The organism is Paenibacillus barcinonensis (genome assembly GCF_003217495.1).
GTDB lineage: Bacteria > Bacillota > Bacilli > Paenibacillales > Paenibacillaceae > Paenibacillus > Paenibacillus barcinonensis.
The window spans coordinates 1-17,758 of record NZ_QJSW01000028.1 but is presented as its reverse complement, the minus strand read 5'-3'; the positions used below and the strand labels follow the sequence as shown (position 1 = coordinate 17,758).

Sequence of the window (17,758 nt, the reverse complement as noted above, 5' to 3'; positions counted from 1 at the left end):
AAAATCCCCTCTTTTTCCTCGCTCATTTGCGCCGCCATCTCATTCCCTGAGCCGTATCCTCCAGCAGGATACCTTGAGCAGACAATTCATCACGAATTTCATCTGCACGCGCCCAGTTTTTGGATTTGCGTGCTTCCACGCGCTCTTGAATCAAACGTTCAATCTCTTCGTCCAAAAGTTCAGGCTCCACGTCTGTATAGATTCGCAGCACCGCATTCAGTTCACCGAACAGCTCCAGCAATGCATGAATCTCAGCTGCATTGGCCACATCCTGTTGCAATAGTTGGTTCGCTTCTGCAGTCCATTCGAACAACGCTGTAATGGCATCCGGTGTATTGAAGTCATCCTGCATCTTTTCATGATATTGCTGTCGAATCTCGTCTAGTTTTGCCGAGAATGCCGCCGTAATCTCCTCATTCACCGTCACGGCCCCGAGTCGATGCTTCAGGTTGCCCACCGCATTCGCAATACGATCCACACTGTTCTGTGCCTGCTCCATCGTATCCTCTGTAAAATTGAGCGGGTTACGATAGTGAGTAGACAGCATAAAGTAACGAATGGCTTCACGTTTGTACTGGCTTCGCAGATCCTTTACCAAAACGCCATTGCCGAGTGATTTCGACATTTTCTCGTTATCAATACGAATAAAGCCGTTATGCATCCAGTAATTAGCGAGTGGTTTCCCCGTAATCGCTTCAGATTGTGCACATTCACACTCATGGTGAGGGAACTGCAAATCCTGACCGCCGCCGTGAATATCCAGCGTATCGCCAAGATACTCCCTTGCCATAGCAGAGCACTCGATGTGCCAGCCTGGACGTCCATCCCCCCAAGGGCTGGACCAGAAGATCTCCCCTGGTTTGGCTGCCTTCCACAGCACAAAATCCTCCGGGTGCTCCTTGCGCTCATCTACACCGATTCGAATGCCAAACTGCAGCTCCTGAAGGTTCTGTTTCGACAATTGTCCGTATTTTTCGAACTTTCCTGTTCGGTAATATACGTCACCGCCATTTTCATAAGCGAAACCTTTTTCAACAAGTTCACGAATAAAATCAATAATCAGCGGCATGTTCTCCGTAACTCTAGGATTGCTGCTCGCTTTAGGAATGCCCAGCCCTTCAAGGTCCTCATAATAAGCAGCTATAAACTTTTCTGCCACATGCGGAACGTCAGTCCCCAGCTGCTCGGCTTTGCGAATCAATTTGTCATCTACATCCGTGAAATTTACGACATAATTCACTTCATGTCCAGTCTGCTCCAAATATCCACGAACCGTGTCGAAAAAGATCACTGGACGGGCATTCCCGATATGAATATAGTCGTATACGGTCGGTCCGCATACATACATTTTCACCTTGCCGGGCTCTTGTGGAACAAACTCCTCTTTGGTACGACTCATCGTATTATAAATCTGAAGTGTCATGGTCACTTTTCCTTTCGTTCTAAACTGCTGTACTGTATACCTGCTTCCTATGCATGAATCCGCGAACGTGGATGAATCAACTTATGTGCATTTCTCGGATTCACGCGTATTTTGCAGTGTACGCACTTCCTCCTGTAGTCGTTCAATCTCCAGTTGCAGGCTGCGCAAAGAGTCGATAACCGGATCGGGCAATTGCTGATTGAGACGATCCACCCGCCGCCCATCTTGCTTGACAATTCGGCCCGGAATGCCTACGACTGTACTGTTCGCTGGCACTTCCTTTAAGACAACAGAGTTCGCACCGATATTGCTTTGATCCCCTACACGAAACGATCCCAGCACCTTTGCTCCCGAAGAGATAACCACATTATTACCAATTGTCGGGTGTCTCTTCCCTTTTTCTTTCCCAGTACCGCCAAGGGTTACACCCTGATAGATCACAACATCGTCACCGATCTCACAGGTTTCTCCAATGACAACCCCCATCCCGTGGTCAATGAACAAACGATCACCAATGGTAGCCCCAGGATGAATTTCGATGCCTGTCATAAACCGGCTAACCTGCGAGATAAACCGGGCGAGCGAGTACCATCTTCGCTTGTATAGGTAGTGCGCGAAACGATGGGCCCATATGGCATGCAGCCCTGAATACGTAAATACAACTTCAAACCAACTCCGGGCGGCCGGATCATTTTCAAAGACCGTCTGGATATCTGATCTGATCTTTTTGAACATGCTCGTTCCCCTCTTGTTCCGGTTCTCGTCCTCCGGGTATGCCGGACGGCGTGTTCCTTGGTAGTGTACTGCGCACTCGCCAAAACAAAAAACGCCCCTGCAGCACGAAGCTGCAGAGGCGTTAATCGCGGTCCCACTCTGCTTGATTTATTTGATTCCTGATAAATCAGGAGTAAAATAAATCCTCTGGCGGCTCGGTAACGGGAACCAGTCGTCGCCATCTATCCTGACGTTTTCCTCTATCCTGTGAACAGAGGCGGGGCCGGATTCGACGGTGCAGCTCACGGGTGCATTTCGGACTGCCGGACAATGGATGGCTCGCAGCCACCGCACACCAAACAGATCTGTTCTCTGCCTGAGTGCGGGGCCATCCTCTCTGGATTTGTCCGTATCAGCTTACTTCTCCCGGTCTTTGCTGTTCTATATAAACGTATTATGACAATTCAACCTTGTGTTGCTATTATAGCGAAAAGCATTCGCACTGACAACCAGCAGAATCCAACTACGCGCCAGTTACCTGTGCCAGCAAACGCTCAATGACGGTGTCTCTACCCAGCAGCACAATCGTCTGATTCAGATCACGTCCATGTGTTTGTCCCGTCAAGGCCACACGGATTGGCATAAAGAGCTGTTTGCCCTTGAAGCCTGTTTCCTTCTGCACTTCCTTGATCAACGCAGCCATTTTACTCGGCGTAAACTCTTCACTCGCCTGCACCTTATCAGCAAATGCCTTCAGCACGGCTGGCACCTGCTCTTCAGCAAGAACCGCAGCACCTTCACTCTCCAGCTCAACCTCAGCACGGAAGAACACTTCAGACAGCGCTACAATATCGGATGCCGAATTCATCTGCTCCTGATAGAGATGTACGAGCGTATACGCCCATTCTTTTTGCTCCGCGGGCAGCTCGGCAGGAAGACGTCCTGCTTTTTGCAGATGAGGAATCGCCATCTCGGCAATACGCGACGGGTCTGCATGTTTGATGTAATGGTTGTTCAAATGCGCCAGCTTGTGTGTATCAAATACGGCCGGACTCTTGGATAAACGCTTCGTATCAAAAATGGAGATCAGCTGCTCCTGTGAAAAGATTTCCTCTTCTCCTTCCGGCGACCAGCCAAGCAAAGAGATAAAGTTGAACATCGCCTCCGGCAGATAGCCGAGCTGATCATATTGTTCAATAAACTGAATCACGGATTCATCCCGTTTACTCAATTTTTTGTGGTTTTCATTCACAATCAGCGTCATATGACCGAATTGCGGCGGCTCCCAGCCAAGCGCTTCATAGATCATCAGCTGACGCGGGGTGTTGGAGATATGATCCTCCCCACGCAATACGTGGGAGATCTTCATCAAGTGATCGTCCACGGCAACGGCATAGTTGTACGTGGGAATGCCATCCTTTTTCACAATGACAAAGTCGCCTGATTCCTTGCTGTTGAACGAGATTGTTCCTTTTACCATGTCGTTGAAGGTATATGTGCGATCTGCCGGTACACGGAAACGAATGCTCGCCACGCGGCCTTCTGCTTCAAATGCCTCAATCTGCTCCGGTGTCAGATCACGATGCTTGCCGGAATAACGCGGAGTTTCTCCCCGAGCCGACTGCTCTTCGCGCTCCTGCTCCAGCTCCTCCTCCGTGCAGTAGCAGCGATACGCCAGACCTTTGTCCAGCAGCTCCTGAGTGTATTTACGATACAGATCAAGGCGCTCCGTCTGACGGTACGGTCCGTATTCTCCACCTACATCAATACTTTCATCCCACTCGATGCCGAGCCATTTCAAGTATTTCAGCTGGCTTTCCTCGCCACCCGCAATGTTGCGTTTTACGTCCGTATCCTCGATACGAATAATAAATTTACCGTTATTATGCTTGGCATACAAGTAGTTAAACAGCGCCGTACGGGCATTCCCGATATGCAGGTGTCCCGTTGGGCTTGGTGCGTAGCGCACCCGAATTTCTGCGCTCATATGATCCCCTCCGTCTCTAATTCGTTGATGATATCACACACGTACGAGGCACACAACCGATTGGGCTGCAATGCCCTCTCCCCGCCCAGGGAACCCGAGCTGCTCTGTCGTTGTGGCCTTCACGTTCACTTGTGTCACATCGGCTTCCAGCGCCTTGGCAATCACTTCAGCCATCTGCGGAATATAAGGTGCCATCTTGGGCTTCTGGGCAATAATAGTCGAATCAATATTACCAAGCTTATAGCCGCGCTCCTTCACGAGCTGCCATACATGCTCCAGCAGTTTCAAGCTGTCGGCATCTTTAAATTCCGGATCGGTATCCGGGAAATGCTTGCCGATATCCCCGAGTGCAAGTGCACCAAGAATCGCATCACTAATCGCATGCAGCAGCACGTCTGCATCCGAGTGGCCTAGCAGCCCTTTGTCATAAGGAATTGTTACCCCGCCAATAATGCACGGTCTTCCCTCCACCAGCTGGTGCACGTCAAATCCTTGTCCTACACGTATCATCGCTTCTTCTCTCCCCCAAGCCAAAATGCGGCATACTGTAAATCTTCAGGCGTTGTTAGCTTGATGTTGGTGTAACTGCCTTCCACAACCTTCACCGACATGCCCTGGCGCTCGGCCAGCATGGCATCATCCGTGCCCAGAAATCCGTCCCGCTCCGCCGAATTGTAAGCCTCCAGCAGGGAAGAAAGACGAAAAGCCTGCGGGGTTTGAATGCTCCACAGACTGCTGCGATCTGGCGTCGCCGTAACGAAACCCTCCGCATTCACTTGTTTGATCGTATCCTTCACCGGCACGGCCAGCACAGCTCCTTCGCCCGAGGCGGCGGCAGCCATGCAGTCCCTGATCTGCTCGCGCGTCACAAAAGGACGTACCCCGTCGTGAACGAGAACCCCATCGGTTCCTAATGCCCGAAGGCCTTCATGGACCGAATGCTGTCTCTCTTTCCCTCCGGGGATAACGCGGACGCGCGATTCCAGTTGGTATTCTTTTACCCAATCCAGGCATCGTTCAACATCTGCAGCGCCCGTGACCAGAATCATCTCTCGAATCTCGTCCAGCGCGGCAAACACTTCAAGCGTATGTATGAAAACGGGCTTGCCCTGCAGCAGCAGAAATTGCTTGCTCTCGGTTGTGCCCATACGGGTTCCCCGACCTGCCGCCACAATGACAACGCCCCACCCTTTATCCATGCCGCAATCCCTGCCTCGTCTGTCAGTTTATCGTCTGGAGTCTACAATACATCACCTATTATAGCTCATTACGATACACTACCCATCATACCCCTTTATTGGGCTTTTTCCAACAGTTTCGGCTTGGCAAATATCATTCGTCCCGCAGATGTCTGCAGCACACTGGTCACCAGCACTTCCATCATCATGCCGATATACTCCCGTCCACCTTCTACCACAATCATGGTGCCATCGTCCAGGTAGGCTACACCTTGTCCATGCTCCTTGCCATCCTTGATAATCTGCACCATAATCTCTTCTCCTGGCAGCACCACCGGCTTCACCGCATTGGCCAGATCATTGATGTTCAGCACCGATACGCCTTGAAGCTCACACACTTTGTTCAGGTTAAAGTCGTTCGTCACAACTTTCCCTTGAAGCACTTTGGCGAGTTTCACCAGCTTGCTGTCCACCTCGGAGATTTCTTCAAAGTCTCCTTCATAGATTAGCACCTGTACATCAAGCTCCTTCTGGATTTTGTTTAAAATGTCCAGTCCGCGCCGTCCGCGGTTCCGCTTGAGCAGATCCGATGAATCCGCAATATGCTGTAGCTCCTCCAGCACAAATTCAGGAATGACGATTGTCCCCTCAATGAAACCTGTCTTGCAGATATCCGCAATCCTTCCGTCAATAATGACGCTGGTGTCCAAAATTTTGTGCTCTTCCATACGCCGTGCCTCGTCCACTTCGGGGTGGCCCCATCGTCCCGACTTCCAGAATGCCGCCAGATCGTCTTTCTTGGCCATAGCCAAACTATACCCGGAATACGCAGCAATCGCAGTCAGCCCAACCTGCAGCACCTCTCCTGCGGTTCCCAGCCAGACCAGGCAAGGGTACAGCAACAAAGCCGCCAGCAGACCCGTCACGATGCCTGCTGCACCAGCAGCCAGCTCGTTCATCGGTATTTTGGCTAATGAATCAATCCCGCTATGTAGCCTGTTTGCCATCATCGTGCCGCCAATCGTACATACGGACATAAAAAGCACCGCTCCCAGCAGTGTAGATACACCAGCCCCCAGCAGACCTGCGGATTGAATCCATTCGGCCATCCAGGGGATGGACTTGCCTGCCAGATGATATGCCGTGTACCCGAACCATGCGCCGCACAATCCAGTAAAAGTTAAAATGCCTTTTCTCCACATGAGTTCTGCACCTCCTCAATCAATCTTCATCTTCATATCCAGTATGATCCAATTCCCAAAAAGCTAATCCCGTCCGCAAGAACTTTTTGGAAATGTTTCAATCGTCAGTTGAAAGTAAGACTTTTATTGGCATATAATGAATTCAATTCATATCCCGAGGTGAGTGGCAAAATGAGTACGCTAAGTTTACAGGCTTTTCAGGATCAAGTTTCCGAACTGTTGCTGCGCCATCGCAGCCTGATTGATGTACTGTCCAAAACTGGACAAGCCGGAGCCTCTGTTAATCGCGCTGTGTCCAAAGCCATTACCGAATGCGGCTGCATTGAGCTGCACGCCACCAAACAGCAGTACGCCCCCGAGAGTGGTATCTCTCAGGCGAAAGGTTCACTGGAAACACATGTCGAGGGTGAATTGTGTGAAAACTGCAAAGAGGTCATCAGTTCCGAATTAGGACGGAACCTGTTCTATATGTCTGCACTCTGCAATCTGCTGGACATCAATATGGAAGAGGTTGTGAATCACGAATCACAGAAATGTTCGACGCTTGGCATGTTCAACTTGTCTTAGCTCCATGATCATATACTTGGTTGCTTATATATCAGCATAAGCACATAGCAAAAAAGCACGTACTCTCCGTTCAGGAAACGTACGTGCTTTTTGTTTTTATTGATTGGTTTGTTTGCTAGATCGTATGCAGGGTACAGCTTCGTATTAACTCGTATAAGCTCGAACAAAGCTACCTGTCGGAACGAGATGATTTCTCGCCCTTGCGTTTTTTGGCACGATTGCGAGAAGCCGCAATCCGTACGCTATGCTTCATGCCGTACAAGGCATACAGCACGAGCGGAATGAAAATCAGCTTGGACAGCTGATCCGGGAAAAGAAGAGCCAGCCCGACCGCCAGCAGTATAACCCACGGGGCGATCCAGATCGCCTTGCGAGGTAGCCCAACCTTTTTGAAATTGGGATATTTCAGTGAGCTTACCATCAGATATGATAACAGCAACGTAGCAATCATCATGGAGATGGGACCGATATCCTTATGGAAAAGGGAGAGCGTTGCCAGGACGCCGCCCGCCGCTGGAATCGGCAAACCTGTGAAATACCCGGGAATTCCGGGCCGCACATTAAATCTCGCCAGACGTATCGCTCCACAGATTGGGAAAGCAGCCGTCGCAATCCAGGCGAAGATTGGCATTGCATCCTGGAATGACACCATAAAAATAATCAGGGCCGGCGCTGCACCAAAAGAAACCATATCCGACAAGGAGTCCAGCTCCTTGCCAAATTCACTTTGCGCATTCAATGCCCGAGCTACCCGTCCATCCAGACCATCCAGCAGCATCGCAATGATGACCATAATCGCGGCCAAACTGTATCTTTCGTTAATTGCAAGCAGAATGGCCAGCATCCCAAGAAACAGATTACCCAAGGTAAAGAGATTTGGAATGAATCTGGTTAACATGTTGTTTCACCTCATCCATTAGAAGCCATTAATAGGCGATTCCTACATCTGTCTGTCAATAAACATCTGCTCCTGCAGACGCTTGAGTCCTTCCTTGATGGTGCGGGCACGAACTTCACCAATCCCATCCACCTCATCCAGCTCCTCAATTGTAGCTGTAATGACATGAGGCAATTGTTCAAATTGATCCACCAGGTTATGAATAATAACATTAGGCAAACGAGGAATCTTATTTAATACCCGATAGCCGCGTGGTGCAACCGAGTCCTCGGAAGTTGCAGCCGATGAAGGGTACCCCAACAGACGTACAATATGGTGTGCATCCAGCAGCTCTTCATCCGACAATCTTTTCAATCCCGTAATTATTTCACGAATCTTGTCATCACTATCGTCACGGGCATAATCTTTATAAAGCAGCCCAGCCTCTTCCTCCGTTGTACCAACAAGCTCCTCCATCTGCATGGAGATGAGTCTTCCTTCATTACCCAGCTCATCAATATAACGTTCGATCTCCGTTTTGATCCGTAGCACCATCTCGGTGCGCTGAATAACATTCACAACCTCGGGAATCGTCACCAGTTCCTCAAATTCGGAGGCACTTAGATTGGTAAGGGATTGTGTCAGCACAGCCTTATATTTTTCGAGCGTTTGAATCGCTTGATTGGCTTTGGTCAAAATAACCCCGATCTCCTTGAGTGAATACCGAAGTGTTCCCTGATACAGGGTAATAATATTCCGTCGCTGTGATATAGACACAACCAGCTTGCCGGTCTGCTTCGCCACTCGTTCAGCCGTCCGGTGACGTATGCCTGTCTCTGATGAAGAGATGGAGGAGTCCGGGATCAGTTGGGTGTTTGCGTACAAAATCCGCTTCAGATCCTCACTCAGAATAATTGCACCATCCATCTTGGCAAGCTCGTACAGGTAGTTCGGTGAGAAATCACAGTTGATCGAAAATCCCCCGTCCACCACTTCCATTACTTCAGGGCTGTATCCTACAACAAGCAGGGCGCCCGTCTTGGCACGCAGCACGTTTTCCAGACCTTCGCGGAAAGGTGTACCCGGTGCGATCAGCCTTAACAAATCATTCATATTGTCCAGTTGGCTTGAATCCTTCATCTTGTTATGCCCCCTAATCTAAAGCAACCGCTAGTGCATCTGCCACGGTATTCACACCGATCAGTTGTATCCCGCGAGGATGTTTCCAGCCCTTTAAGCTTTTTTCTGGTAAAATAACTCGTTTAAAGCCCAGCTTGGCGGCTTCTTTCACACGCTGTTCTGCCCGCGATACGGCACGAACCTCACCTGTCAGGCCAATCTCGCCAAAGATGACATCATCCGGCTTGGTTGGCACATCTCTAAGGCTGGAGGCAATGCTGATGGCTACTGCCAGATCAACAGCTGGCTCATCCAGTCTTACCCCGCCCGCCACGTTTAGGTACGCATCCTGTGTTTGCAGGAACATGCCCATACGTTTTTCCAGCACCGCGATAATCAGATTGAGCCTGTGATGATCAATGCCTGTTGCCATACGGCGTGGAGAAGGAAAGTGCGTCGTCGAGATCAACGCCTGGAGCTCGACCAGCAACGGCCTTGTGCCCTCCATGCTTGCCACAACGGTAGAACCCGCTACCCCAAGCGGACGCTCCGATAAAAATAATTCCGAGGGATTACCGACTTCACGAAGGCCGTCCTCCCCCATTTCAAATATGCCAATCTCGTTGGTGGAACCAAAACGATTCTTGACTGCGCGAAGGAGACGATACGTATGATGCCGCTCTCCTTCAAAATAAAGCACACAGTCCACCATATGCTCCAGCATGCGGGGGCCGGCGATGGCACCTTCTTTGGTAACATGCCCTACAAGAACCGTTGCAATGCCTCGGCCTTTGGCAATCCGCATAAATCTGGACGTACATTCCCTTACCTGAGCTACACTTCCAGGTGCGCTGGTAACTTCGGGCAAATATACCGTCTGAATAGAGTCGATGACAAGAAAATGCGGCTGGATATGATCCACCGCCTCCTCGATCCGCTCCATATTGGTTTCACACAGCACATACAGCTCCGGCGAGAGCGCACCCAGACGATCTGCCCGCAGCTTCGTCTGCTTTACGGATTCCTCCCCGGATACATACAACACACGCAAACCGGAATGGGTCAGTGCATGAGACGTCTGTAGCATTAATGTGGATTTCCCGATCCCCGGGTCACCCCCGACCAGAACAAGTGAACCTGGCACAATCCCGCCGCCCAATACACGGTTCAGCTCGCCGATTCCAGTCTGTACACGCGGCTCCTGACCGCTATCTATATCTATGATAGGAAGCGGTTTATCTTTACTGTCAAACAAAGGAGAATTTCTCCCTTGCGTTTTGACCACCGTTTCGGTTTCTTCTATCATTGAATTCCAGGACTGGCAACCAGGACATTTTCCGTACCATTTGGGGGCTTCATAGCCGCATTCCGTACATTGAAACTTGGTTTTTACTTTGGCCACTTCAGCACTCCTACCATTTATTTTTATTACAGCACTTTGCATTATTCGACGATTATTGCTATCTCACCCTGACATTTAGGGTTACTAAAAGTTTACCATTGTTTGAGATTTTTCGTAAGTGATTATCGCAAACTTTACACATCCTTGTAGTCATTATGGTTACATCTCAATCACATATCAAGTCACTATCAAAACCATGTAATCGCCATACCCCCCACATACGAAAAAATCCTCCCCGGCTCAAGCCAGGAAGGATCTTAATCTGCATGCATTCTGCTGTCGAGCAGCCACGCACGCCCTATTTATTTCGTTTCGATTTCCTCATTGGATGGAACCGGGACATCTTTTTTCGTTACGGACAAAGCACCGTTCTCTTCATCAATGAGCAAGGAGTCGCCTTTGGTTACGTTGCCTGTAAGCAACTCCTCGGACAATTTGTCCTCGATATGCTTCTGAATTGCACGGCGAAGTGGACGCGCACCATAAGCAGGATCGAAGCCCGCTTTAGCCAGGAAAGCCTTGGCGTTATCTGTAAGCTCGAAATCAACCTCGTATTCATTAAGACGTTTACGCAGGTCCTCGCTCATCAGGGTAACAATCTCTGCAATATGTTTCTCTTCCAGGGAGTGGAATACGATAATTTCATCAATCCGGTTCAGGAACTCTGGACGGAAGCTTTTCTTCAGCTCATCCATCACTTTGCCCTTCATGTTATCGTAATCTGCACCTGCATCGACAACCGCGGTGAAACCAAGGGTAGAGTTACGTTTGATCGCTTCTGCACCTACGTTGGATGTCAGGATAATCAGCGTATTGCGGAAGTCAACGACACGACCTTTGGAGTCGGTCAAACGACCATCTTCCAGCACTTGCAGCAGAATGTTGAATACTTCCGGGTGAGCCTTCTCGACTTCATCCAACAGGACCACCGAGTAAGGTTTACGGCGAACTTTCTCGGTCAACTGACCGCCTTCTTCGTAGCCTACATATCCTGGAGGCGCTCCGACCAGACGTGCTGTGGAATGCTTCTCTCCATACTCGGACATATCAATCCGAATTACAGCATTCTCATCACCAAACATCGCTTCAGCAAGGGCACGAGCCAGCTCGGTTTTACCTACCCCGGTAGGACCAAGGAAGATGAATGAGCCCATTGGACGTTTTGGATCTTTAAGTCCGGCACGTGCACGGCGAACGGCGCGACTGACAGATTTAACAGCCTCATCCTGTCCGATAACCCGCTCATGCAGGATTTGTTCAAGGTTCATCAAGCGTTGTGTTTCCTCTTCTTTCAGCTTGTTCACCGGAATTCCAGTCCAGTTGGCTACCACTTGAGCGATATCCTCTGGTGTTACCTCAGAATCAGTACGACCTTGTTTTTCTTTCCATTGATTTTTCGTGGTATCCAGCTCTTCACGAATTTTTTGTTCTGTATCACGAAGTGCCGCAGCTTTTTCAAACTCCTGACTCTGTACCGCAGCATCTTTTTCCTTGCGGATATCTTCCAGACGGCTCTCCAATTGCTTCAGGTTTGGTGGAATCGTATAGGAGTTCAGCCTTACTTTTGAACCGGCTTCATCAATCAGGTCGATCGCTTTGTCCGGCAGGAAGCGGTCTGTTATATAACGGTCAGACAATTTTACTGCCTGAACGATCGCTTCGTCAGTAATTTTTACGCGGTGATGGGCTTCATAACGATCACGCAGACCGTGCAAAATTTGAATAGCTTCTTCTGGTGAAGGCTGGTCTACTGTAATCGGTTGGAAACGACGCTCCAACGCAGCATCCTTCTCGATATATTTGCGATACTCATCCAGTGTCGTTGCACCGATGCACTGCAATTCACCGCGGGCCAGAGCCGGCTTCAAGATATTCGATGCATCTATAGCGCCTTCCGCTCCACCTGCACCAATCAGAGTATGCAGCTCGTCAATGAACAACACAATGTTGCCGGCTTGACGAATTTCATCCATGATTTTTTTCAAACGATCCTCGAATTCACCACGATATTTGGTTCCGGCTACAACCGATCCCATATCCAGTGTCATTACACGCTTGTCACGCAAGGTTTCCGGAATTTCATTAGCAATAATTTTCTGTGCGAGTCCTTCAGCTATCGCTGTTTTACCTACACCTGGCTCACCGATAAGCACCGGATTGTTCTTGGTACGACGGCTCAGCACTTGAATAACGCGTTCAATCTCTTTGCTACGCCCAATGACTGGGTCCAGGTTATTCTCTCTGGCATAAGCCGTGAGATCACGAGCCAGGCTATCCAGTGTTGGCGTGCTTACATTGGCAGGGGTGCCGTTATGACTGGAAACAGCTTCACTGCTGCCCAGCAATTGCAACACCTGCTGACGTGCTTTGTTCAAGCTGATGCCGAGGTTGTTCAGTACACGTGCAGCAACCCCTTCACCCTCACGAATGAGACCGAGAAGAATATGCTCTGTGCCCACATAGGTGTGACCCAGTTTGCGTGCCTCATCCATGGACAGCTCAATAACTTTCTTCGCTCTTGGCGTATATGCAATGTTCGTAGGTTGCTCCTGGCCGCGGCCAATTAGCGTCTCTACTTCATCCTGAATTTTCTCCAATCCGAGTCCCAGGCCGATCAGTGCTTTGGCAGCAATGCCTTCACCTTCACGAATGAGGCCGAGCAAAATATGCTCTGTACCGATGTTATTATGACCGAGACGGACAGCTTCTTCCTGCGCGAGTGCGAGCACCTTTTGGGCCCGTTCCGTAAATCTTCCAAACATCATATCTCCTGCACCTCCATGGTTTTGGATAAAACGAAGGAATTACGTTGAATTGAATAACTCTTCGTATTCTTCATATCATTTTGTTTGCAGCCATGCTGCGAATAAAATCATTGGTCATTCCAACAGATGCGAAAGACCTATTATATAAAACCGCAGATGCGGCATGAAACCTGTAGCCTAGCTCAAGGGAAGTTTATCCAGAGCTTTTGGTTGAATTGATCGTATCACGAATTAATTGAGCCCGATAGATGTCACGCTCATCTGTACGCATATCACCGAACGTTTTTTGTAGAAATCCGGGCTGTGTCATCACATTCAGCTCATTCATCACGGTAATAGATAGCCCCTCCAGCAATCCAAGGTCTACACCAAGTCGCACATCCGATAACCGCTGTGCTGCTTCCTTCGTGTCCACGATAGCTGCATGAGACAAAATCCCGTACGAACGCATCACACGATCCGTAATTCGAAGTCTGGAGTCGGTAAGCAGCCGTTCTCTGGCTGTGCGTTCATGTCCGATAATCTGCAAAACAACACTATGCAGGTTGTCGATGACTTCTTGTTCCGTCTGTCCCAGCGTAATCTGGTTGGAAATCTGGAACAGATTGCCCATCGCTTCACTACCCTCACCGTAGATTCCCCTTACAGTTAACCCGACTTGGGATACTGCACTGAGAATACGTCCAATCTGCTGTGTCATTACCAGCGCCGGGAGATGCACCATAACGGATGCTCTTACTCCTGTCCCGACATTCGTTGGACAACTGGTCAGGTACCCTCTGTGATCATCAAAAGCATAATCCACATGCGCTTCAAATGCATCATCTATAGCGGAGGCTTTCTCCCAGGCCTCTTTCACCTGGAACCCCGGATAGAGGCACTGGATACGCAGATGATCCTCTTCGTTAATCATAATGCTGACCGATTCGTCCTCACTCAGAATAACTGCACCATGTCTCGACTCATTCGCGAGGCTCGGACTAATCAGATGTTTCTCCACCAGCACCCGCTTGTCGAGTTCACCAATATCCGTCAGGTCGAGTGTAGTAAAATCACCAAAAGCGTGTACGTCATCGTATTGAAGTACTTCGCTCAGCTTATTCAGCACCTCTTCTGATTGCTCATTGGAAGCCAGCATCGGAAACGGGATATGCTGAAGGTTGCGTGCGATCCGGACACGACTGCTGATCACAATTTCCGAGTCTACTGCATCACTGCGCATCCAGTCACTGAGCGCCTTCTCTGTAAAACGCAGATTAGGCATTACACTTCCCTCCTACTCATGACAAACTTTACTCCTGAGTTATTTCTTTTTCAAGTTCTCTGATCTGGTCACGAATCTGAGCTGCCTCTTCGAATTCTTCTTGCGCAATGCTTTGCTGCAAATGCTGCTTCAGATCGGCGATCTGCCGTTTGACCTTAATGCGGCCACCTGCTCGGGCAGGAACTTTACCTACATGAGACGTGCTGCCATGCACTCGTTTAAACAACGGGTCCAGACGACTGTCAAAATACTTGTAACAGGAGCTGCAGCCAAAACGGCCAATTTTGCTAAACTGGGCATAAGTCATGCCACACTCTTCACATTGCAGCGCCTTGGCAGGAGCTGCACCTGAACCTTTGCCTGCCGGATCAAAATCAAGCAACCCGGACAACAAATTGTGAATGGAAAATCCGCCTGCGGTTCCAGGAATCATCTCCCCCTTCTCACGGGCACATGATTCACAGATATGAAATTCCGTCTTTTCTCCATTTACAATTTTCGTAAAATGCAGTGTAGCCGGACGTTTATTACATTCTTGGCACAGCATATAGATGTACCTCCTTTGATCCCGATAGTTTCATTTACCGAGCAAAGATATTAGCATCGCCTTCAACATTCTGGCACGAATTTGATCCCGGTAAGGAAGTTTGACCATTAGAACTTCTCTCGAAACAGCTGCACGCATCAATCCGGCTTCCCGCTTGCTTAGAAAACGCGCTTCCTCCAGTTGATAGATTAGCCCTTCTGCAGCAGTCTGTCCAATCTCTTCACCAATGCTATGATGCAGATGATTGTGCAAAGCCGATTGGGCGGGCAATTCAATGCGCTGTATGCGAACATATCCACCACCGCCGCGTTTACTCTCGACAAGATAGCCTTTTTCCAAAGTAAAACGGGTACTGATGACATAATTAATCTGGGAAGGTACACAGGAGAACTGATCCGCCAGATCATTACGCTGAATTTCAATCATTCCTTCGGGACTTTCATGCAAAATACCCTTCAGATATCGTTCGATAATATCAGAGATATTACGCATCCAATCATCCTCCACTGTCTGAAACGTTAAGTCAATAAGGACCCACACGCCCCCACAGAGTACACCTTCTCCACCCATTTAACCACTCAGAGAAACAGCGAATCTTGCTGCGTCGTAAGTTAAACAGGAGAACAAAGGAAGCACGAAGGTCCTTTATTACCACTTGATCTTCTAATGAGATGTACAAGCCTACAGAGCATTTCTCATCAGAGAGCAGAAAAGTCAAACACCCTATTGGAAGTGAAACAGGACTTATTATCCTTCGGTTGACTTTGACTTTCTTTGACTTTATATACATTATAGCATATTTTGCAGGTTTGCCAAGTGGGGGTACTATTCATTTTTTACGATTTTACACGAAATATTCGCAGGACACAAAAAAACCTCTCCCAAATTTCAGGAGAAGTCTGATTGTCTCTTCATTACATTCCCTATCGCTCGAATCCAGAAATCAAATCTGTGGCCGTGAATTAGAAAAAATCAAGCAGATAGGTTTCACGTTTCGGAACAGCCTTTTCCAACGCTTCAATCATGTCAGCGGAGCCTTCCAGTCTACCGATCTGAGCCATCTCTAGCGGTCTGCGATACCCCATCAGAACAGCCGTAAGGGATTGAATTGTAAGGCGAACCGCATGGTCGTTCTGAGCGTGCCGCTCTGTATCTGCTTTTTTCCATATAGAGGCTGTTCCGTTCATCGCCACGTTCAACTCCCATACCCCTTCATTCCACGGAGCATGTGCATCCTCCACCTCAAGCAAAATCTGTACAGGGGCGTGCTGGCTTGCAAAAGGATACTGCGAGATGAACTGCTCCACACTCACAATTCGTGCCATAAAGTAAGGTACGACCTCTTGCTGAATCCGTGGGTTGTCCAGTTGAAATGCAAGCATGTCACTAGCAGGCGCTTGTAAAGTGACTTCATCAATCATGGAATCATGATTCGCAATGAACGTCCACAGCCCTTGTCTAGCCTCTTCGTTCAGATGGATCATTTCACCGATGGTGAAGTTTCTGTCTTTGACCTCATAGAATACATAACCTTGGGGTGCCCCTGTCTCATCATAATATACAGCTCGCTGACTGCCCTTTTTGACATAAACCGAATTCTCCCACCAAGCGTCACTTCGATTCAAGGTCCCATTATATCGTGCGGCATATGCATCATATACCTGCTTTAATACAATAAGATCAGCATTGCCCCGCTTGATTGTACCCGGCGTCTGTTTCTTGGCTGGCAGCTGGGAGGTCGTCAGTTTGTATTTCTTGAATTCAACGTAAGTTTCCCACCCATATTTCCGGTAAAAAGCAAATGCAAACGGATGCAGAAAGGATACGCTCTGTTTGTTTCGATTCATTTCTTCGAGAGCATACTGCAGCAGACCTGCGACCCAGCCTTTGCGTCTGTATTCCGGCCATGTGGCTACACCTGCGATCCCGCCCATCTCAAAGGAGCGTCCCTGTATATACGTCTGAAAGGGAATAATCTGAAGCTTGGCCCCAATCTGTCCATCTGCATAAACACCCAGTACATTTTGCGCAGCGAACTCCTGGCGGCGTCTCTCCAGCTGCTCTTCCGTCAATGTAAATTGAAACGCATACTCGGAAAGCGCCATACATGCCTCATAATCGTCAATGGTTAATTTGCGAAGTTCCATATGATCTCGCACCCCATTCTGTTGTAATGTAAATTTCTTTGCTTAAAAATTATATTGAGCTATTCCTTACATTTGAGTGTGTCAGAGGTCACCTCTAAAGTCAAACAGGAGATGCGGTATGTGCATCTCCTGTTTGACGGCTTTTAAACTTAATCTATAAAAAAATAAAAACCACCACCGAATATCATCGGCAGTGGTTCTTTGCTTGGCGGCGTCCTACTCTCCCAGGACCCTGCGGTCCAAGTACCATCGGCGCTAGAGGGCTTAACGGTCGTGTTCGGGATGGGTACGTGTGGAACCCCTCCGCCATCGCCACCAAACGCGATTGGATCGAAGCTACCTTCTTTCCATATCAAATAGAGAATTGAAAATCATACACACACTCGGTGATGTACCGATTTTCACTTCGTTCAGAGTGTTGTTCTCTGAAAACTAGATTCGAAACGAAACTTACGCTCATTAGCTTGCTTATTGGATAAGCCCTCGACCGATTAGTACTGGTCAGCTCCATGCATTGCTGCACTTCCACCCCCAGCCTATCTACCTCGTCGTCTTCAAGGGGTCTT

General features: G+C 48.9%; 15 protein-coding genes and 2 rRNA genes. 1 reads left to right on the top strand and 16 read right to left on the bottom strand.

Annotated elements, in window-relative coordinates:
- Positions 1-22: 22 nt before the first annotated feature.
- The 6 genes from cysS to DFQ00_RS25425 form a co-directional block, all read right to left on the bottom strand.
- Entirely contained in the window at positions 23-1,423 is a 1,401-nt protein-coding gene (gene cysS / locus DFQ00_RS25450; RefSeq protein WP_110899268.1) for a cysteine--tRNA ligase, read from the bottom strand.
- Positions 1,424-1,504: 81 nt separating this feature from the next.
- On the bottom strand, positions 1,505-2,158 hold the full coding sequence (gene cysE / locus DFQ00_RS25445) for a serine O-acetyltransferase (protein WP_110899267.1): 654 nt from the start codon (positions 2,156-2,158) through the stop codon (positions 1,505-1,507).
- Between the two features lie 502 nt (positions 2,159-2,660).
- Entirely contained in the window at positions 2,661-4,124 is a 1,464-nt protein-coding gene (gene gltX / locus DFQ00_RS25440) for a glutamate--tRNA ligase (protein ID WP_110899266.1), read from the bottom strand.
- A gap of 33 nt (positions 4,125-4,157) precedes the next feature.
- Positions 4,158-4,634, bottom strand: coding sequence for a 2-C-methyl-D-erythritol 2,4-cyclodiphosphate synthase (ispF, locus tag DFQ00_RS25435; protein ID WP_110899265.1), 477 nt, complete (start codon positions 4,632-4,634; stop codon positions 4,158-4,160).
- Positions 4,631-5,323, bottom strand: coding sequence for a 2-C-methyl-D-erythritol 4-phosphate cytidylyltransferase (gene ispD / locus DFQ00_RS25430; protein ID WP_110899264.1), 693 nt, complete (start codon positions 5,321-5,323; stop codon positions 4,631-4,633). The genes ispF and ispD overlap by 4 nt, the downstream gene beginning before the upstream one ends.
- A gap of 95 nt (positions 5,324-5,418) precedes the next feature.
- Positions 5,419-6,504, bottom strand: a complete 1,086-nt coding sequence (locus DFQ00_RS25425; RefSeq protein ID WP_110899263.1) for a PIN/TRAM domain-containing protein — start codon at positions 6,502-6,504, stop codon at positions 5,419-5,421.
- Positions 6,505-6,675: 171 nt separating this feature from the next.
- Here DFQ00_RS25425 and DFQ00_RS25420 point away from each other — a divergent pair, with 171 nt between their 5' ends.
- Entirely contained in the window at positions 6,676-7,071 is a 396-nt protein-coding gene (locus DFQ00_RS25420) for a nucleoside triphosphate pyrophosphohydrolase family protein (RefSeq protein ID WP_110899262.1), read from the top strand.
- A 169-nt stretch (positions 7,072-7,240) separates the two neighbouring features.
- Here the strand turns inward: DFQ00_RS25420 and pssA are convergent, their stop codons facing one another.
- The 10 genes from pssA to DFQ00_RS25370 all read right to left on the bottom strand — a co-directional run.
- A complete protein-coding gene (gene pssA / locus DFQ00_RS25415; protein ID WP_110899261.1) occupies positions 7,241-7,969 on the bottom strand; it encodes a CDP-diacylglycerol--serine O-phosphatidyltransferase in 729 nt (242 codons plus the stop codon).
- A gap of 42 nt (positions 7,970-8,011) precedes the next feature.
- Positions 8,012-9,088 carry a DNA integrity scanning diadenylate cyclase DisA gene (gene disA, locus DFQ00_RS25410; protein ID WP_110899260.1) on the bottom strand — a complete coding sequence of 359 codons (1,077 nt, stop codon included), beginning with the start codon at positions 9,086-9,088 and terminating at the stop codon, positions 8,012-8,014.
- Between the two features lie 13 nt (positions 9,089-9,101).
- Positions 9,102-10,469, bottom strand: a complete 1,368-nt coding sequence (gene radA, locus DFQ00_RS25405) for a DNA repair protein RadA (RefSeq protein ID WP_110899259.1) — start codon at positions 10,467-10,469, stop codon at positions 9,102-9,104.
- Positions 10,470-10,771: 302 nt separating this feature from the next.
- Complete coding sequence (locus tag DFQ00_RS25400; RefSeq protein ID WP_110899258.1) at positions 10,772-13,234, bottom strand: ATP-dependent Clp protease ATP-binding subunit; 2,463 nt, start codon at positions 13,232-13,234, stop codon at positions 10,772-10,774.
- Between the two features lie 193 nt (positions 13,235-13,427).
- The gene (gene mcsB, locus DFQ00_RS25395) at positions 13,428-14,498 is read right to left on the bottom strand and encodes a protein-arginine kinase McsB (protein ID WP_110899257.1); all 1,071 of its coding nucleotides are present in this window, start codon (positions 14,496-14,498) and stop codon (positions 13,428-13,430) included.
- Positions 14,499-14,526: 28 nt separating this feature from the next.
- Complete coding sequence (gene mcsA, locus DFQ00_RS25390; protein ID WP_110899256.1) at positions 14,527-15,045, bottom strand: protein-arginine kinase activator protein McsA; 519 nt, start codon at positions 15,043-15,045, stop codon at positions 14,527-14,529.
- 30 nt (positions 15,046-15,075) lie between these two features.
- Positions 15,076-15,537, bottom strand: coding sequence for a CtsR family transcriptional regulator (locus DFQ00_RS25385; protein ID WP_110899255.1), 462 nt, complete (start codon positions 15,535-15,537; stop codon positions 15,076-15,078).
- A gap of 470 nt (positions 15,538-16,007) precedes the next feature.
- Complete coding sequence (locus tag DFQ00_RS25380; protein ID WP_110899254.1) at positions 16,008-17,192, bottom strand: GNAT family N-acetyltransferase; 1,185 nt, start codon at positions 17,190-17,192, stop codon at positions 16,008-16,010.
- Positions 17,193-17,395: 203 nt separating this feature from the next.
- A 5S ribosomal RNA gene (gene rrf / locus DFQ00_RS25375) occupies positions 17,396-17,512 on the bottom strand.
- A 151-nt stretch (positions 17,513-17,663) separates the two neighbouring features.
- A 23S ribosomal RNA gene (locus DFQ00_RS25370) occupies positions 17,664-17,758 on the bottom strand; the annotation flags it as partial.

Coding starts and splice junctions, on each gene's coding strand:
- cysS (WP_110899268.1), bottom strand. CDS start 1,423: ATGACACTTCAGATTTATAATACGATGAGTCGTACCAAAGAGGAGTTT.
- cysE (WP_110899267.1), bottom strand. CDS start 2,158: ATGTTCAAAAAGATCAGATCAGATATCCAGACGGTCTTTGAAAATGAT.
- gltX (WP_110899266.1), bottom strand. CDS start 4,124: ATGAGCGCAGAAATTCGGGTGCGCTACGCACCAAGCCCAACGGGACAC.
- ispF (WP_110899265.1), bottom strand. CDS start 4,634: ATGATACGTGTAGGACAAGGATTTGACGTGCACCAGCTGGTGGAGGGA.
- ispD (WP_110899264.1), bottom strand. CDS start 5,323: ATGGATAAAGGGTGGGGCGTTGTCATTGTGGCGGCAGGTCGGGGAACC.
- DFQ00_RS25425 (WP_110899263.1), bottom strand. CDS start 6,504: ATGTGGAGAAAAGGCATTTTAACTTTTACTGGATTGTGCGGCGCATGG.
- DFQ00_RS25420 (WP_110899262.1), top strand. CDS start 6,676: ATGAGTACGCTAAGTTTACAGGCTTTTCAGGATCAAGTTTCCGAACTG.
- pssA (WP_110899261.1), bottom strand. CDS start 7,969: ATGTTAACCAGATTCATTCCAAATCTCTTTACCTTGGGTAATCTGTTT.
- disA (WP_110899260.1), bottom strand. CDS start 9,088: ATGAAGGATTCAAGCCAACTGGACAATATGAATGATTTGTTAAGGCTG.
- DFQ00_RS25400 (WP_110899258.1), bottom strand. CDS start 13,234: ATGATGTTTGGAAGATTTACGGAACGGGCCCAAAAGGTGCTCGCACTC.
- mcsB (WP_110899257.1), bottom strand. CDS start 14,498: ATGCCTAATCTGCGTTTTACAGAGAAGGCGCTCAGTGACTGGATGCGC.
- mcsA (WP_110899256.1), bottom strand. CDS start 15,045: ATGCTGTGCCAAGAATGTAATAAACGTCCGGCTACACTGCATTTTACG.
- DFQ00_RS25385 (WP_110899255.1), bottom strand. CDS start 15,537: ATGCGTAATATCTCTGATATTATCGAACGATATCTGAAGGGTATTTTG.
- DFQ00_RS25380 (WP_110899254.1), bottom strand. CDS start 17,192: ATGGAACTTCGCAAATTAACCATTGACGATTATGAGGCATGTATGGCG.